Source organism: Streptomyces sulfonofaciens (genome assembly GCF_014656295.1).
GTDB lineage: Bacteria > Actinomycetota > Actinomycetes > Streptomycetales > Streptomycetaceae > Streptomyces > Streptomyces sulfonofaciens.
The window spans coordinates 31,099-47,288 of the sequence record NZ_BNCD01000021.1; the positions used below are offsets into that span (position 1 = coordinate 31,099).

The 16,190-nt window shown below is 71.4% G+C and carries 12 protein-coding genes; 5 read left to right on the forward strand and 7 right to left on the reverse strand.

What is annotated here, in order from left to right; translation table 11 throughout:
* Positions 1-278 precede the first annotated feature (278 nt).
* From IE313_RS27515 to IE313_RS27530, 4 genes are read left to right on the forward strand one after another with little or no spacing between them, the layout of a single operon-like run.
* Positions 279-1,430: a 2-keto-3-deoxygluconate permease gene (locus tag IE313_RS27515; RefSeq protein ID WP_189936899.1), complete on the forward strand. Its 1,152-nt coding sequence runs from the start codon at positions 279-281 to the stop codon at positions 1,428-1,430.
* Positions 1,427-2,695 carry a four-carbon acid sugar kinase family protein gene (locus IE313_RS27520; protein WP_189936900.1) on the forward strand — a complete coding sequence of 423 codons (1,269 nt, stop codon included), beginning with the start codon at positions 1,427-1,429 and terminating at the stop codon, positions 2,693-2,695. The genes IE313_RS27515 and IE313_RS27520 overlap by 4 nt, the downstream gene beginning before the upstream one ends.
* Positions 2,696-2,742: 47 nt before the next feature.
* Positions 2,743-3,765 (forward strand): 4-hydroxythreonine-4-phosphate dehydrogenase PdxA, encoded by a 1,023-nt coding sequence (gene pdxA / locus IE313_RS27525; protein ID WP_189936902.1) that lies wholly within the window; start codon positions 2,743-2,745, stop codon positions 3,763-3,765.
* A complete protein-coding gene (locus IE313_RS27530; protein WP_189936903.1) occupies positions 3,762-4,529 on the forward strand; it encodes a DeoR/GlpR family DNA-binding transcription regulator in 768 nt (255 codons plus the stop codon). The genes pdxA and IE313_RS27530 overlap by 4 nt, the downstream gene beginning before the upstream one ends.
* A gap of 59 nt (positions 4,530-4,588) precedes the next feature.
* Here the strand turns inward: IE313_RS27530 and IE313_RS27535 are convergent, their stop codons facing one another.
* From IE313_RS27535 to IE313_RS27565, 7 genes are all read right to left on the reverse strand, one after another.
* Positions 4,589-5,185: a GTP-binding protein gene (locus IE313_RS27535; RefSeq protein ID WP_189936904.1), complete on the reverse strand. Its 597-nt coding sequence runs from the start codon at positions 5,183-5,185 to the stop codon at positions 4,589-4,591.
* Entirely contained in the window at positions 5,166-5,540 is a 375-nt protein-coding gene (locus IE313_RS27540; RefSeq protein WP_189936905.1) for a DUF742 domain-containing protein, read from the reverse strand. Before IE313_RS27540 ends, IE313_RS27535 begins: the two co-directional genes overlap by 20 nt.
* On the reverse strand, positions 5,533-5,964 hold the full coding sequence (locus IE313_RS27545; protein WP_189936907.1) for a roadblock/LC7 domain-containing protein: 432 nt from the start codon (positions 5,962-5,964) through the stop codon (positions 5,533-5,535). Before IE313_RS27545 ends, IE313_RS27540 begins: the two co-directional genes overlap by 8 nt.
* Before the next feature lie 14 nt (positions 5,965-5,978).
* Positions 5,979-8,654, reverse strand: coding sequence for a sensor histidine kinase (locus IE313_RS36060; RefSeq protein ID WP_189936909.1), 2,676 nt, complete (start codon positions 8,652-8,654; stop codon positions 5,979-5,981).
* Between the two features lie 428 nt (positions 8,655-9,082).
* Positions 9,083-10,267 (reverse strand): FAD-dependent oxidoreductase, encoded by a 1,185-nt coding sequence (locus IE313_RS27555; protein ID WP_189936912.1) that lies wholly within the window; start codon positions 10,265-10,267, stop codon positions 9,083-9,085.
* Positions 10,268-10,404: 137 nt separating this feature from the next.
* Positions 10,405-11,952, reverse strand: coding sequence for an amino acid adenylation domain-containing protein (locus IE313_RS27560; protein WP_189936914.1), 1,548 nt, complete (start codon positions 11,950-11,952; stop codon positions 10,405-10,407).
* A complete protein-coding gene (locus IE313_RS27565) occupies positions 11,949-13,919 on the reverse strand; it encodes a beta-ketoacyl synthase N-terminal-like domain-containing protein (protein WP_229925001.1) in 1,971 nt (656 codons plus the stop codon). Before IE313_RS27565 ends, IE313_RS27560 begins: the two co-directional genes overlap by 4 nt.
* 872 nt (positions 13,920-14,791) lie before the next feature.
* Here IE313_RS27565 and IE313_RS27570 point away from each other — a divergent pair.
* The gene (locus IE313_RS27570) at positions 14,792-15,835 is read left to right on the forward strand and encodes a GAF domain-containing protein (RefSeq protein ID WP_189936918.1); all 1,044 of its coding nucleotides are present in this window, start codon (positions 14,792-14,794) and stop codon (positions 15,833-15,835) included.
* Positions 15,836-16,190 lie beyond the last annotated feature (355 nt).

Here is a 16,190-nt window from a genome sequence, read left to right on the forward strand (position 1 = left end):
CAGTCGCGCAGTCGCGCAGTCGCGCAGTCGCGCAGTCGCGCAGTCGCGCAGTCGCGCAGTCGCGCAGTCGCGCAGTCGCGCAGTCGCATGATCACGTACCGCATCCTGCGCGAAGTGCGCAACAGTCCCCAAGATCACCCTGCTCACACTGCGCGTTTCAAGCACATTGCGCGAAACACGCACAGAGGTCTACCGTCGTCACGGCGGAACGCACGACCCCTCCTGCTGCCGGGGGCCGTGTGCAGGCCGGTCCGGTGCAGGGAAGGCGGAATGCGCACATGTCCATACCGATCAAGAAGAGCCTGGAGCGGGTGCCGGGCGGGATGATGCTGGTCCCGCTGCTGGTCGGCGCGGTGATCAACACCGTCCACCAGGGCACCGGCGAGTTCTTCGGCTCGTTCACGGGTGCGCTGTTCTCCGGCTCCCTGACCATCCTCGCGGTGTTCTACGTGTGCATGGGCGCCACCATCGAGCTGCGCACCACCCCGTACGTCCTGCGCAAGGGTGGGGCGCTGCTGCTGGTGAAGGTGCTGATGGCGGTGGTCGTCGGCGTGGTGCTCGGGCACTTCCTGGGCGAGGGCCCGGTCAGCGGCGGGGCGTTCGCCGGACTGTCCACGCTCGCCGTGGTGGCCGCGCTCAACGACACCAACGGCGGCCTGTACATGGCGCTGATGGGGCAGTTCGGCAAGGCCAAGGACGCCGCGGCCTACTCGCTGATGAGCCTGGAGTCCGGGCCGTTCCTCACCATGGTCACACTGGGCGTGGCCGGTCTGTCGTCGTTCCCGTGGCAGACCATGCTCGGCGCCATCCTGCCGCTGATCGTGGGCATGGTCCTGGGCAACCTCGATCCGCAGATGCGCACCTTCCTCGGTGCCGCCGTGCCCGTCTGCATCCCCTTCTTCGGCTTTGCGCTCGGCGCCGGAATCAACCTCTCCGCGGTATGGACGGCCGGCCTGCTCGGCCTGGGCCTCGGACTGTTCGTGCTGGTCTTCAGCGGTGCCACCCTGTTCGCCACCGACCGGCTGATCGGCGGCAACGGCCTGGCGGGCCTCGCCGCCGCCAGTACCGCGGGGAACGCGGCCGCGGTGCCCGCGCTGGTCGCCGCGGCCAACCCCGCCTACAAGCAGGCCGCGGACAAGGCGACCGTCCTGGTGGCCGCGTCGGTGGTGGTGACCTCCCTGCTGGTGCCGGTGGTCACCGCCGCCTACCACCGCAGGCTGCAACGGCTCGCGCCGCCGGACATGGCCGGGCAGGACCCCGTCCCGGCCGACGGAACCGACGGGCAGGGCCCACGCCCGTCCGCACTGTCCGCGCTGCCGTCCGGCGGGCGCCCGGCGGACGGCGACGAGGGCCCCGCCCCGGCGGCCCCTCCCGGCACCGCGCCGCGCCCCGCAGCCGAAGGCCCCACCGAGGGGACCGCGCGCCCGTGAACCCGGAAGAACCGCTCCTGCTGATCGTCGCGGACGACCTGTCCGGCGCCGCCGACAGCGCCGTGGCCTTCGCGGACCGCGCGCAGACGGCGGTGGTCCTGGAGCCCGGGGAGTTCCCGCACGGCGCCGGCGTGGTCGCGGTCGACACCGACAGCCGGTATCTGCCGCCCGCCGAGGCCGCCGCCCGGGTCACCCGTGCCCTCGCGGGACACGGCCCGGGCACCCGGGTCTACAAGAAGGTCGACTCCACGCTGCGCGGCTCCATCGGCCCCGAGGTGCGGGCCTGCCTGGCCGCGCTGCACGAGCGGCACGGCGTCCGCCGCCTCGCCGTGGTCGCCCCGGCGTTCCCCGCCACCGGGCGCACCGTCGTCGGCGGCCGGGTCCTGGTCGACGGCGAGCCGGTGGACCTGCGCCATCCGGACCGCGCTCCGCTCACCGACCAGCTCACCGCCGCGGGCCTGGTCGTGGACGTGCTGCCCCTTGACGCCCTGCGCCGCGGGGACGCCCACGCGCTGCTGGCCGAGGCGTACGGCCGAGCCGACGCCGTCGTGGTGGACGCGGTCGACGACGGCGATCTGGCCGCCACCCTGCGGGCCACCGGAGAGCTCCCCGTGCTGCTGGTGGGCTCCGGCGGTCTGGCGCACCACCTGCCGCTGCCGGCCCCCGTCGGGGCGGCGCCCGCCGTGGCGGCACCCGCCGTGGCTCCCGGGCCCATCGGCCCGGCGCAGGGGCCGCGCCCCCTGCTCATCTGTGTGGGCAGCCGCACCGAGCAGGCCCGCGCGCAGCGCCGGGCGCTCGTCGAGCGGCTGCCGGCGACCGCCGTCACCGTCGGCGCAGCAGCCGGCGGCCCCGAGGACGCCGGGCGAGCGCTGCGCGCCGCACTGCTGGCAGGCCGGCACGCGGTGCTCTTCCCCGATCCCGACCAGGAGGTGCGGCCGTCCGCCGCGGACCGGTTCGCACGGGCGCTGGCGCGGGCCGCTGCGGACGGGCTGCCGCTGGCCGGTGCCCTGGTCGCCACCGGAGGAGAGACGGCGCGTGCCGTGCTGCTGGCGGCGGGCGTGCGGAGCCTGACCGTGCTGGGCGAGCCGGCACCCGGTGTGGTGCGCATGCGGACGCCCGCCGGGCTGGCTGTGGTCACCAAGGCCGGGGCCTTCGGTGACGAGGACACCCTGCTGCGTGCGGCCCGCGCCCTCACCGGGCCGGCGGCCCCGGCCCCCTCTGCCGCCGACCGGCCCTCCGCCGGTGCCGGGGGCGCCCTGTCATGACCGGAACCGATTGCGCGGCGCTGCCGCGGCTACGGAAGGATGTCACCATGTCCGAACCTGTTATCGCCATCACCATGGGCGACGCCGCCGGCGTCGGCCCCGAGGTGATCGTCAAGGCGCTGGCCGGCGCCGCCGCGTCACTGCCCTTCCGGCCGCTGGTGGTGGGCGACGCCGCCCGGCTGGCCAAGGCCGTCGAGGTGAGCGGGGTGGAGCTGGGCATCGATCCGGTGGACTCCGTGGCCGAGGCCGCCTGGCGGCCGGGCCGGGTGGACTGCCTGGACATCGGCGGCATCCCGGCCGACCTGCCCTTCGGCCGGCTCTCCGCGGTGGCCGGCGAGGGTGCGTACCGCTATGTGGCGGCGGCCACCCGGCTGGCGTCCGAGCGGCAGGTCGACGCGATCTGCACCGCGCCGCTGAACAAGGAGGCGCTGCACGCCGCCGGCCACCGCTACCCCGGGCACACCGAACTGCTCGCCGAGCTGACCGGCACCCCCGAGGTCTCCATGCTGCTCTCGGCGCCCAAGCTGCGGGTCATCCACGTCACCACGCACATCGGCCTGGTCGACGCGGTGGCGAAGATCGAGCCCGGTCTCGTGGAACGCACCATCCGCCGCGGGCACGCGACGCTCACCGCCTCCGGGGTGGCCGCGCCGCGCGTCGCGGTGTGCGGCATCAACCCGCACGCCGGGGAGAACGGCCTGTTCGGACACGGTGAGGAGGAGACGAAGGTGGTCCCGGCGATAGCCGCGGTGCGTGCCGACGGGATCGACGCACAGGGCCCGCTGCCCGCCGACACGGTCTTCTTCCGCGCCGTACGCGGCGACTTCGACCTGGTCGTCGCCATGTACCACGACCAGGGCCACGGTCCGGTGAAGGTGCTGGGCCTGGACGCCGGGGTGAACATCACGGTGGGCCTGCCGGTGATCCGTACCAGTGTCGACCACGGCACCGCCTTCGACATCGCGGGTACCGGCCGGGCCGACGAGGCGAGCATGGTGGAGGCGCTGCGGCAGGCGGTGGAGCTGGCCCCGCGCCGTGGCTCGGCGGCCGTGGGAGGCGGACCGGCGTGAACGGAACGGACCGGCGCGCCACGATCCGCGACCTGCTCCAGAGCCGCCCACTGAGCGTGGCGGAGCTGGCGCAGCGGTACGGCGTCTCGGAGTCCACCATCCGGCGCGATCTCTCCCGGCTCTCCGAGTCGGGGGAGATCGTCCGCACCTACGGCGGTGCGGTGTCGTCGGCCGGCGAGGAACAGCCGCTCCAGGAACGTGAGTTGCTGGCCCGCCGGGAGAAGGAGGCCATCGCGCGGGCCGCCGAGGCGCACGCCGCCGGCGGCGGCCTGGTGCTGCTGGACGCCGGCACCACGGTCGGTGCGCTCGCCGCCCGGCTGGCGGCGCGCGGCGGGGTGACGGTGGCCACCTCGGGCCTGACGTCCATCAACGAACTGGCCGGGGTACCGGGCGTGGAACTGATCGTGCTCGGTGGGACGGTGCGCAGGCTCAGCCTGGGCATGGTGGGCCCGCTCGCCGAGGCGGCGGTGGCCCGCCTCACCGCACGGGCCGTCTTCCTCGGTGCGGACGGTGTGGTTGCCGGGCGGGGCATCTGCGAGGCCCGTCCCGAGCAGGCCGCGCTGAAGGAACTCATGATCAGCCGCTCACGGTCGGTGTTCGTACTCGCCGACGCGGGCAAGCTGGGCCGTGAGGAGTCCTACTGGTGGGCGGGCTTCGAGGCGCCCTGGACCCTGATCACCGACGACGGCGCGACCGACCGTCAGCTTGCGCCCTTCCACGCGGATCCGCTGTGCACCGTGGAGGTCGCCGAAGTCGGCGGCTGAGCCACGGGCGGTGTGGTGCCGGGGGCCGTGCGCCCCCGGACCGGTTGTCCCGGGCGCGCTCAGACGCCCGGGATGGACGCCGTCCTGGCCAGGGCGTGCGCCCGGGCCACGTCGAGCAGTGCGAGCAGCACCTTCTTGCTGGACTCGCGGTCGCGGGCGTCGCAGAGCATCACGGGGGTGTCGGGGCCGAGGTCCAGTGCCTTGCGGACCTGCTCGGTCGTCCACTCCCGTTTGCCGTGGAAGCAGTTGATGCCCACGGCGAAGGGGGTTCCGCGCTTCTCGAAGTAGTCGACCGACGCGAAGCACTGCTCCAGGCGGCGGGTGTCGGCGAGCACCACGGCGCCCAGCGCGCCGAGCGCCAGGTCGTCCCACATGAACCAGAAGCGGTGCTGCCCCGGTGTGCCGAACAGGTACAGGACCAGTTCCGGGGCGATGGTGATCCGGCCGAAGTCCATGGCGACGGTGGTCGCCGACTTGTTCTCGATACCGGCGAGGCTGTCGAGACCCACGCTCGCCACGGTCATGCGCTCTTCGGTCTCCAGTGGCGGGACCTCGCTGACGGAGCCGACCATGGTGGTCTTGCCCACGCCGAAACCGCCCGCGATGAGGATCTTCAACGCCGTCGGCATGACTGGGTTAGAGGCGGCGAATGCCATCCATGACCCTTTCGATCAGTTCCACGCTCGGGGCGTCGCTCTCCTTGGGCGGAGCCTGAACGAGAATCAGCTCCGAATTCAGTAAATCGCCGCAGAGGACCTTCACCACGCTCACCGGAAGGTCCAGTTCAGCGGCGATCTCGGCAATGGCCACCGCACGGTCCCGGCAGATGTCCAGGATTGCGGCTGCCTCCGGTTCGACCGACTCACCACCGAATCCGTCCGGAGACCGGGTGACCACCAGGGTGATCAGTGCGAACGAGTGCTCGCTGTGGCGGGTGCGTCCCCCGGTGATGGCGTACGGCCGGACGTGGTGTCCGACTCCTTCGGCGTCGGACCACTGTCGGTCAGGCACCCTTACCGTACCGCACGAAAGAGGTCTCCACGCGGGGCGCGGCACTCAGGTACTGCCCCACCTGCTTCACCAGTGTGTTCATCTCGAACGCCATCATGCCGACGTCGACGGTGTCGGACGCGAAGGCCGCGAGCCTCGCCCCCTGACCGGCACTGGTCACGAAGAGGTAGGCGGTGTCCATCTCCACCACCGTCTGCCGCACCTGCCCACCGTGGAAGCGGTTGGCGGCACCGCGGGAGAGGCTCTGCAGGCCCGAGGCGATCGCGGAAAGCTGCTCCGCGTCCTCCCTGCCCAGCTCCTTCGACTTGGCGAGAGTCAGACCGTCTTCGGACAGGACGATCGCGTGGCGGATCTCCGGGATCCTGTCGACGAGGCTGTCCAGGAGCCAATCAAGCCTTGGCAGGGTTTCCACCTGTTCAGTCATTACCGATTCATCCCTCACAGTTCGTCGGTGCCGTGTTGACGCGACTCTGCCGGACCGTCCAGCTCGGTGGCCGAAGAGCCCTCGCCGTCCCGGGCCCGCCTCGTTGCACGCTGAATGGCCATCATGTTGGCAGCGGACCTACCAGGTGTGAAACTGCCCATGTCTTCCTCAACGTCCTCTCGTCCCGAGCGCGGGGGCGCCGCCTCCTCCCGCAGTTGCTGGGCGAGACTCGCGCCCCGGGTCCTGGTGGGAAGGACCTGGGGGTCTTCCAGTGGCTGTGGCGACAAACCCTGCCCCATGGGTGGTTCGGACTGCGGAGCCACGTGTTCGGCATAGCGATCCGAAGGCTCCTGGTACCGATCGGCACGGGCGTGGAGATCCGTGTGCGCGTGCGAGCCGGCGCGCACAGGCAGGTCGTGCCGGGGTTGGGGGTACACCGGTACGTCGTGCTGCGCGCGGACGTCCGGGCGTTCCTGGAACTCCGGGTAGTCCTGGAAGTCCGGGTGCCCCTGGAGGGGCGACCACGCCGAAGACGGGGCGGCGCCCATGGCCTCCTCCGACACCGAAGGCAGCAGACCGGCACCGCCGTAGTCGGGGAACCCGTGGGTCTCGAACTGCGGCGCCGGCGCCCCGGCCGTGACCAGTCCCGGCGAACCGGCGGGCACCGCGACACCGGGGGTGTCCAGCAGGCCGCCGCCACCGGTGGCGAAGGGCTCGGGACCCCGGGGAGAGGGCACCTGCACCGCGGCGGGCGCGGGAGCCGGTTTCGGGGCGGTGGCCGAGGCCGCCGCGCCGGCGTGGCCCGTGGCCACCTTGAGCTTCTCCGGCAGCGACGACTCGTGCTCCTCCAGGAGCACGGAGGGCACCAGGACCACCGCGAGCGTGCCGCCGTAGTCGGACTCGCGCAGCGACACCTTGAGCCCGTGCCGCTCCGCCAGCTTCGCCACCACGAACAGTCCCAGCCGCGGGTCCTTGCCGAGGGCGTCCATGTCCGGCTGCGGCGGCTCGGCCAGCAGGTTGTTCAGGTACTGGTACTGCTCGGGCGGCATGCCGAGGCCGCGGTCCTCCACGTGCAGCGCGAGGCCCCTGGCCACCTTCCGTGCGCTGATCTGCACCTGGGTGTCCGGCGGCGAGAAGGTGGTGCCGTTCTCGATGAGCTCGGCCAGCAGATGGGTGATGTCCGTGACCGCGCGCGCCGCCACCGACACCTGGCGCCCCGGTGGGAACGCCTGCACCGTCACCCGGCGGTACTGCTCGGTCTCGGACACGGCACCGCGCACCACGTCGGTGATGGACAGCGGACGGATGCCGCGGCGGCCCGGGGCGGAACCACCGAGGATCACCAGGTTCTCCGAGTGCCTGCGCACACGGGTGGCCAGGTGGTCCACCTTGAAGATGTCCTGGAGGAGGTCGGAGTCCTCGTGCTTGCGCTCCAGGTCGTCCAGCAGGGAGATCAGACGGTGCACCAGGATCTGGGTGCGGCGCGTGAGGTTGGCGAAGACCTTCTCGGTGCCCTCGCGGCCCCGCGCCTGCCGCACCAGGGCGGCCTCGAACTCCCGGCCGAGGCGGTTGACGGCCACCCCGAGCCGCTCCAGGGAGTCGGCGTCCGCACCGGCCGGCGCCACCTCTCCCTCCGGGAGGACGTGCTCCCCGCGGTCCAGCTCCTCCAGGATCTGCGGCAGCCTGCGCTGGCCCAGGTCCTCGATCTGCTCCTGCAGTTCGGCGAGCCGACCGGAGTCCGCCTTCGTGGCGCGGCGCACCAGGACACCGGTGACGACCAGCGCGGCGAGCGCGGCCACCGTGCCGAGGATCGCCTGGAGCAGCAGCACGTCGGCACGGTCTGAGCCGTCGTCGGCGAGGGCGCTGAAGGACTTGGCGTCGAGGTCGGTCAGGGCGCCGGCGATGGTGTCGTCGGCGGTCCGCCAGCCCTCCGCCTGCTTCGGCACCGTGGTGGATGCGCTCCCTGCGACGGCGTCCTCGACACCCGTCAGCGACTTCCACTGCGGGTCGGCGAGCAGGCGCTCGTAGGCGGCGGCCTCGTCACCGGGCAGGTCGTCCGCTTCCAGGAGCGCGGTGCGGATGTGCCGCTGGATGGCGGAGTACTGGGTGAACTGGGTGCGCGCCGTGGCGGACAGCTCTCCGGAGGCCAACGCGCTGGACAGCAGCGCGTCCTCACGGGAGATCATCTCCGCGACCTGCACCAGGGACGTGGTGGCCCTGGCGGCCTTCGCGAGCCTGCCGTCACCGATCCGCGTGGCGGCGTCGATCACTGAGGCACTGTCGGCGATGGTCTCCGTGTAGTACTGGAAGACCTTGGCCTCGCTGAGTGTGCGCCGGTCGATCGCGCTGCGGTTCTTCTGCAGCTTGTTCAGCGCGGTGTTCAGGCTCTTGGTGCGGTCCTGCAGTGCCTTGCCGTCCGGAGCGGAGTCCGTCGACCGGCGGAAGCTCTCGATGGCGGCGTCGGTGTTGGTGCGGGCCTTCTCCAGGGCGGCCCGGGAGGACTCTGCCTGGTTGGCCTGCCACGTGGCGGTCAGACGGCGCTCGATCTGCAACTGGGAGAGCACGTCGTGGGCCGGTCCACCCACCGTCGAGGCCAGGGACGTGTCGTCACGCACCTGGAACTGGTCGGCGAGCAGGCCGGTCGCCGTGCATCCCCAGAGCCCGACGAGGAGCACCGCCGGAATCGCCACCGGCAGAACAGACGCGGATCGAGGGGAGTTGCGTTGAGCTGCACTGCTAGCTGTGTGCCGGTCGCGTATAGCTGGCATCTGGTTCCTTGAACTGCAGCGAAACTGGTAGCGGTAGCAAATGGTGCGACATGCCTTGTTTTCCCGCGCGCGCCACTTCTGACGTGCCGTCATCTACCGATCACGACCCGGTGCACCGTACCAGGATCATGGCGAGCCAATCATACGAGTCCGGTGCCTGAGTGGAACCGCCTCCGGGGGGGGGTGCCCACGGAACGGAGCAGCGCGGCGACCAGGACGCGGGGCCGCAGCGGACTCTACCCGCTTCCCGGCGTCCAGCGTTCTGTCCTGCCGAAAGTGATGCCTGGCCAGGGCGGCCGCGAACACCCGACGGTGGGCAAGGTCACATGCCAGTGGCCCATGCCGCTCGTTCAGAGCAATGCCAGGAGTTTCGGGACGTAAAGGGCGGTAATGGGCTCGATCCCGGCAACGATGTCGAAGTAGATCGCCTTGAGGTCCGGGTCCGTCTGCACCGCACGCAGCAGCTCCAGGCGCTGCTCGTGCTGCGTGAGCTGGGCCGCCGCGAGCGTGGCCTGGTATCCCTGGGCCAGTGCGGCGTCGCGGTCCTGTGCGTACGCCGCAAGGGCCGCGTCGAGCTCCCCCGGGTGGCCGCCGAGTCGGCCGCCCACGTGCCGCACCAGGCTCTCCGCCTGGTAGAAGGCGTCGCTGATGCCCCGTGCCGTGATCGAGTCCTTGTGGTGCCCCGCGTCGCCGACCAGCACCCAACCGGGGCCCGTCGCCTGCCGGAAGAAGTTCTGCTGGTCACCGGTGCCGCGCAGGCGCTCCACGACCCGCTTGCCCTGGAGTCGCTCGTGGAGCGCCGGTGCGGTGGTGCGGATCTGCTCCAGGTAGGCGTGCTGGGTGTCGGTGCGCACCTCGTCGAAGCGCGACTGCGGGAAGTAGGTGAGCACCAGGGTCGCGGAGTCGTTGGTGGGTACCGCGGCCACCCAGCTCGACGGTGCCTCGTACAGCTCCAGATCGGCCGGCACATCCTGCCAGTAGGCGTAGTAGGCACAGGTCATGCGGGGCTTCTGCGAGGTGTAGGGTGCGCCGCAGAGCTCCGCGACCTTGGAGCGCATACCGTCCGCGCCGATCACCAGGTGTGCGCGCTCGGTGAAGGTGCGGCCCGCGTATCTGCCCTCGATTCCGACGACCCGTCCGGTCTCGTCGTACAGCAGGCCGCTCACGGTGCACTTGTCGCGGAACTCCACCCCGCCCCGTACGGCGCCCTCCACCAAGATGGCGTCGAGGACCTTGCGGCGCGGCGCATACCCCGCGCGCTGCCCCTCCACTCCGCGCGCGCACCCTTCGAGCCGGACGTCGGCCACCTCGTAGAGCGCGTTGTCGAGGGGCGGGCACCCCGACTCGCGCACCCGGTCGAGCAACCCCCACCTGGCCAGCGCCGCGACGCCCGGTTGGTGGATGAGGTGGGTGGAGAGGGTGTCGGAGGGGAAGTCCGCCCGGTCCACCATGAGCACCCGGTACCCCGCACGGGCGAGCAGCATGGCGGTGGGTGCTCCGGCGCAGCGCGCTCCCACCACGATGGCGTCAAACATGGGTGAGCCTCACAGACGAGTCGAACGGGACGGTGGGTGGGTGACACGGGCGCAGGTGGACGATCCGTGCACGCCCGCTCCCGAGGAGCGGTGGGGCCTGCGGCCGACCTGCGCAGCGGCTGCCAGGCGGTGCGCGCTCAGGGGCGGTCGCTGCCCAGGGCTTCGAGCAGCGCGCGCCGGTCGATCTTGCCATTGGAGTTCAGCGGAAGCTGGTCGAACGGAACGATCCGGCGGGGCAGCATGTACAGGGGCAGGCGGTTGCCGAGGGCGGAGAAGAGCCGCTCGGTGTCGCAGTCGCTACCGCTGACCGCCGCCTCCAGCTCGGGCTCGCCGTCCCGCCCGGGCACGGCGACGACCACCGCGTCCCGCACCCCCCTCTGCTCCCTCAGCATGGCCTCCACCTCGCCGAGTTCGATCCGGTGGCCGCGGATCTTGACCTGCTGGTCCACCCGTCCCAGGTGCACCAGTTGTCCGTCCTCCAGCCCGACCCGGTCGCCGGTGCGGTACCAGTGCTCCTCGGTGAGGGGGGTGCCTGCGGTGGTGGGGTGTGCCAGGCCGTCCGCGCCGATCAGCAGGAACCGTCCGGCGTCGTTCGCCGGGTCGAGGTAACCCCCGAACCGCTGCGCGCCGCGCACGCACAGCTCGCCGACGGTACCGGGCCTGCCGCTCTCGTCGAGCAGGAGGTACTCCGTCGCCGGGTGGGGGGTGCCGATGGGGACGATGCCGTTGGCGGGCCTCGGCCAGTCCCCGGTGGCGGCCGGCAGCCGGTAGGCGGTGCAGGAGATGGTGAGTTCGGTGGGGCCGTAGAGGACCTCCAGGGTCGCGCTCGGCGCGGCGGCCGCCCAGGCCCGGGCAGCGTTGAGCGGCAGCGGCTCGCCCCCGAAGACGCTCCAGCGCAGGGTCGGCATGCTGCCGGGCGTGAGGGTGCCGAGGCGGGAGGCGAAGGACACCAGGGACGGCACCGAGAACCAGTGGGTGAGCTGCTGGGCGTTGATGAACTTCACCGGTGCCAGCAGTTGGTGGCGCATCGGCACCACCAGGGTGGCACCGCAGGCCCAGGCGACGAACAGATCGTGCACCGAGCCGTCGAAGGTCAGGTCGAAGCTCCCCGACATCCGGCTGCCCGGCCCCGCCTCGTAGCGCGTGCTGAGGTGGGCGAGGTAGGCGCAGATGTTGCGGTGCAGCACCGGCACGCCCTTGGGCACGCCGGTGGAGCCCGAGGTGAAGATGATGTAGGCGATGTCGTCGGGTGCGGTCCGGGGGTGGGGCGCGGGGGCGAGGTCCCGCGCGTCCGGGTCGAGCGGCCGGGCCGCGAGCAGCGGCACACCGAGTTCGGCGCCGTCCTCCGCCGTCTCGGTGAGCACCAGGTCGAGCTCGGCGGCCTTGGCTATCGACGCGTTGCGCGCCGCGGGGAACTCCGGGTTGAGCGGTACGACGGCCGCGCCCGCGCGAAGGATCGCCAGGTACCCGGCGTACGCGGTCACGGAGCGGTTGGCCAGCAGTCCGACCCTGCGGGGCGCACTCCCGCCGCCCGCGGCGACGAGCCGGGCCGCGAGGTGCTCCGCCAGCTCCCGCAACTGACCGTAGGTCAGTTTCTCCTCGCCCACCTCCACGGCGGTCCATGCGTCTCCGAGCCGGTCGGCACTGCGGGAGAACCAGGCGTAGGCGGTCTGCGGGCAGCTCATGCCTTCTGTGCCTCCAGTTCCAGGAGCCACTGCCGCAGCGCGGCCACGTCGTGCAGCCGGGCCAGTTCCTCGGGCTCCACCTGGCGGTCGAACTTCTCGGACAGCTCGACGATGATCCGCAGCATCGCCAGTGAGTCGATGCCGATCTCGGCGAGCATCGACGAGTCGGTGTACGAGGTGCGCGCGTGCTCGCGCAGCACCGCGTCGGCGAGGTCACCGCCCGCCTGTGACGCGCGTTGCTCACCCGGCCAGTAACGTTTGAGCTGCCAGGGATAGGTGGGGAGCGGGACGTACCGGAAGCCGGGGCCGTACACCTCGTGCCAGTCGATCGTCTCACCGGCGCAGTAGCGCTCGGCGACGGCCAGCGCGCTGCGGCTCTTGCGACGCGGTGTGCCGGTGCCGTGCAGGGCGGCGAGCATCTCCTCGTGCGAGGTGCCGACCACCGCGGTGCGGTAGGGGTGGTGCTGGCGGCGGGTGGATGCGCTGAAGCAGATGTCGCGCAGTTGGTAGGCGGCTCCGCGCCCGTAGGGGCCGAGGTACTCGGCGTAGGCGCGGACCAGGTCCGCGAGCGCCTCGGGGCTGCGCGCGGAGAGCGGCAGCAGGTAGACCTCCCGGCCGCGCAGTCCCCGTGGTGTCGGGATGCGGCCGGCGGCGACGGTGTCGCCCTGCCGGACCACCAGGTGGGCGTTGAGCGCCGAGACGCCCTGGCCGCTGACACCGGCGAGTGCTGGTCTGCCCGTGTACGGCAGGGGCTGGAGCCGGTCGGGCACGCGCAGGGCCAGCCTGTCCCAGGCGATCCGGGGGTTGGGGGTCGCCAGGTGCAGACTGGCGGGGACCTGGCCGTGTTCCAGGCAGAGCACCGTCTTGATCAGGCCGGCGAGTCCGCCCGCGGCCTCCGAGTGCCCGATGTTGGTCTTCACGGAGCCGACCAGGCACGGCCGCTCGGCCGGACGGCCGCGACCCATCACCTCGCCGATCGCGGTGAACTCCAGCGGGTCGAGCGTCGGTGAGCCGACGCCGTGCGCCTCGACGAAGTCCACGTCGGCCGGGTTCACCCCGGCGTCCTGGTAGGCCCAGCGGAGCACGTCGACCTGTCCGGCCAGCGAGGGGGTCAGCAGGGCACCGCCGGTGCGGCCGTCGTTGCTGACCGCGCTGCCCTGCAGCACCGCGCGGATGCGGTCGCCGTCGGCGAGCGCCGCGGCCAGCGGCTTGAGGACGACGACGCCCACACCGTCGCTGGGGGCGTAGCCGTCGGCGTCGGCGTCGCCGAACTTGCTCCGGCCGTCCCTGGCCAGCGTCCCGGCCTGCGTCATCATCACGGCCTCGTCCGGGCGCAGCTTGATGTTCACACCGGCGGCCAGCGCCAGCGGCACCTCACCCGCGCGCAGGCTCTGCATGGCGGTGTGCACGGCGACCAGCGCGGACGAGCAGGCCGTGTCCAGCACCATGCTGGGGCCGCGGAGGTCGAAGAAGTAGGAGAGGCGGGCGGACAGCAGGGAGCGGTAGTTGTGGAACTGGGAGGCCGTGGCGGCCTGGAGGCCCTTGCGGTACTGCATCTCCAGGAAGTCGGCGTGCGCGTTGCCGACGAAGACTCCGGTCCTGCTGCCGGCGAGCGAGTCGGGGCGCTGGCCCGCGTCCTCCAGCGCCTCCCAGGCCGCCATCAGCAGCAGACGGTGCTGCGGGTCGAGTTCGGTGGCATCGGTGGGCGACATCTCGAAGAACTCGGCGTCGAAGGCCGCCATGTCCTGCACATAGCCGGCCCTGCGGCTGCGGACGGTGCCGGGTTTGGGGACCGTGGAGTACAGCGCGTCGACGTCGTAGCGTTCGGACGGGGTGTCGCCCGTGGCGTCCGCGCCGTTGCAGAGCAACTCCCACAGGTGGTCGGTCCCGGGCGCGCCCGGGAAACGGCAGGCCATGCCGATCACCGCCACCGACCGTGCTTCGACGTCCGCTGTCGACCTGTTCACCAGAACACTCCTTCGATGCATCCCCGGGTACCGCTGCGATGTTGCCTGCACGCCTGCGCCATGCGTACCCAAAGGGGGCGGCCGTGACGATCCTGAGCCGCCGAAGCGGTGCGGAATCTCGGATTCTGACAGGCGGGAACTCGACACGTGATGGTTGCGTCCTGATTCGTACTGTCAGCGGCGCCCAGAGGCGGAGCTTGCCGGGCAGAGGGCCGGGCGGTGCACCGACTGGGATGCCTCGCCGCGGTCGCAGTGGTCTCGATCACAGCCGTGTCGGCGGAGGGCCGTTCGCGGGGAAACAGGCGCGGTGGGGGTCTGCCTCTGCGGACGCTTCTGTCCGCTCCCTGAGACGACGGCACGGGAAGGACCCGGCTGCGCTGGAAACCGGCCAACTTCACGTCTCGTTCCGGCGCCGAATCTGTGGCTGCGGGATAATTCCAAGCCCCGCCGTAAGGCGTGGCACCCGGCCGACCGCATGTCCCTCCCTTCCTTACTCGACTCAGTCGTGATTCATACCGGCTTGACGGGAGAGCGACCACGCCGCGCGGCCCGCCCAACCGGCGCTGAGGCTACCGCTGTGCACACTGCTCCCAACAACCCAACCACGCCACGATTGTCGTATGTAAGAACCGGTGCGGTCGTTGCCCCGTCGAGGATTGGCAGGAACTGGTCGTTGCCTGATTGAGACGGGTTGCGCATGGACAGGATTCAAGGTTGCACCCTGCCTGGCACTCTCTGCAGTCAATGCATCCACCAGCGGTTACGCGGAGGTACGAGTTACCCGCCCGAGTGGTGCCCGTGTGGCGGGGAACGGTCAAAGATGCCAGTGGGGGCGGTACGCGGAGGGGAGGGATCTGGTTTCATCTCCAGTCATGGATTCCCTGACGCCTGATCACCCCGAGCACTCGGCCGAGGAACGCACCCACCGGCTGCAGGTCCTCGGACTCAACAGCGTTGAGTCCGAGGCGACGTTCGACCGGGTCGCACGCATCGCGGCGACCCTCACCCAGGCACCCCTCGCCATGGTCAACTTCATCAACAACGAGCGCCAGATGTTCCGCGGTATGTACGTCCCGCCGTCGTCGGAGGTCCCCGACGGCAGCACCGACGGCATAGTCTTCGACCTCAGCGACCTCGCGCGTGAGGCCCCCAGCGACTACGGCTTCTGCCCGCACGTCGTCGCCCAGGGCGCCCAGCTCGCCCTCGACGACGTCTTCGACTACCCCAGGTTCAAGGGGAACGCGCTGGTCAACGACCTGGGTGTACGTTCCTACCTGGGCACACCGCTGCGCGACCACAACGGCATGATCCTCGGCACGGTGTGCGTGGCCGACATGAAGCCGCGCCAGTGGGGCCGGGAGCCCAGAGAGGGCATGCAGCAGCTCAGCGAGACCCTGCTGTCGGAATTCAAGCTGCGCGACAGCCTGCTGACCCAGCAGCAGCAGCTCTTCGCCATCTTCGACCGTGCGCCCTTCCCGATCATGCTCACCGAGGGCCCCGACCACCTTCTGCGCTACGCCAATGCTACCCAGGGTGACGCCTTCGGTCTGGTGCCCCGCCTCAGCCGTGGCCGTCAGGCTCTCAGCGGTCTGGACTCCGTGGGTGTCTTCAAGACAATGGATCAGGCCTTCCACACCGGTCAGACGATCACGCTTCCGCAGGCCCAGCTCATTCCGTACAACTCCTCCACCCCCAAGACGTTCTCCTTCACCTGCACCCCTGTGAAGCTCTCCCCCGGGGCGACCGTCATCAGCGGGGTGCTCACGGTCGCCATGGACATCACCGGCCAGCCGTCCCGCGGCAACGAGTCCCGGCAGATCGCCGCGCAGTTCCAGGACAGGTTCGAGCAGATGGGCTCCGGCGTGGGCAGCCGGATGGGCAGTGGGCAGCTCGCGGGTGGCGACTTCTCGCTGTGAGGCCGCCACGGCCGCACCACGGTTCGGGTCCCGGCCCCGCGACGCGGTCGGGAACGCCGCACGGCGCGTCGGCCGCGGTCCCACGCGCGGCCGGCCGGCGCCCGCCGCCGCGCACCTTATGGTGCGGATGTGGCGGTACGGATCCGGCGGTGCGGGCCGGTCGACCGGCGGGCGCAGCCGTGATGCCGCCGTTCACCATGTCCACCAGCTCGACGTCCAGGGCGGCGCACACCTCCCTGGCGTCGTCGGAAGCCGGGTGCCGGTGGAGGTCGGGGACCACACCGCAGACCACACCGTGCGCCGCACGTCCGACGAGACCCTTGGCAGCGCGTACGTCGAGCGCTCCGATCGACGT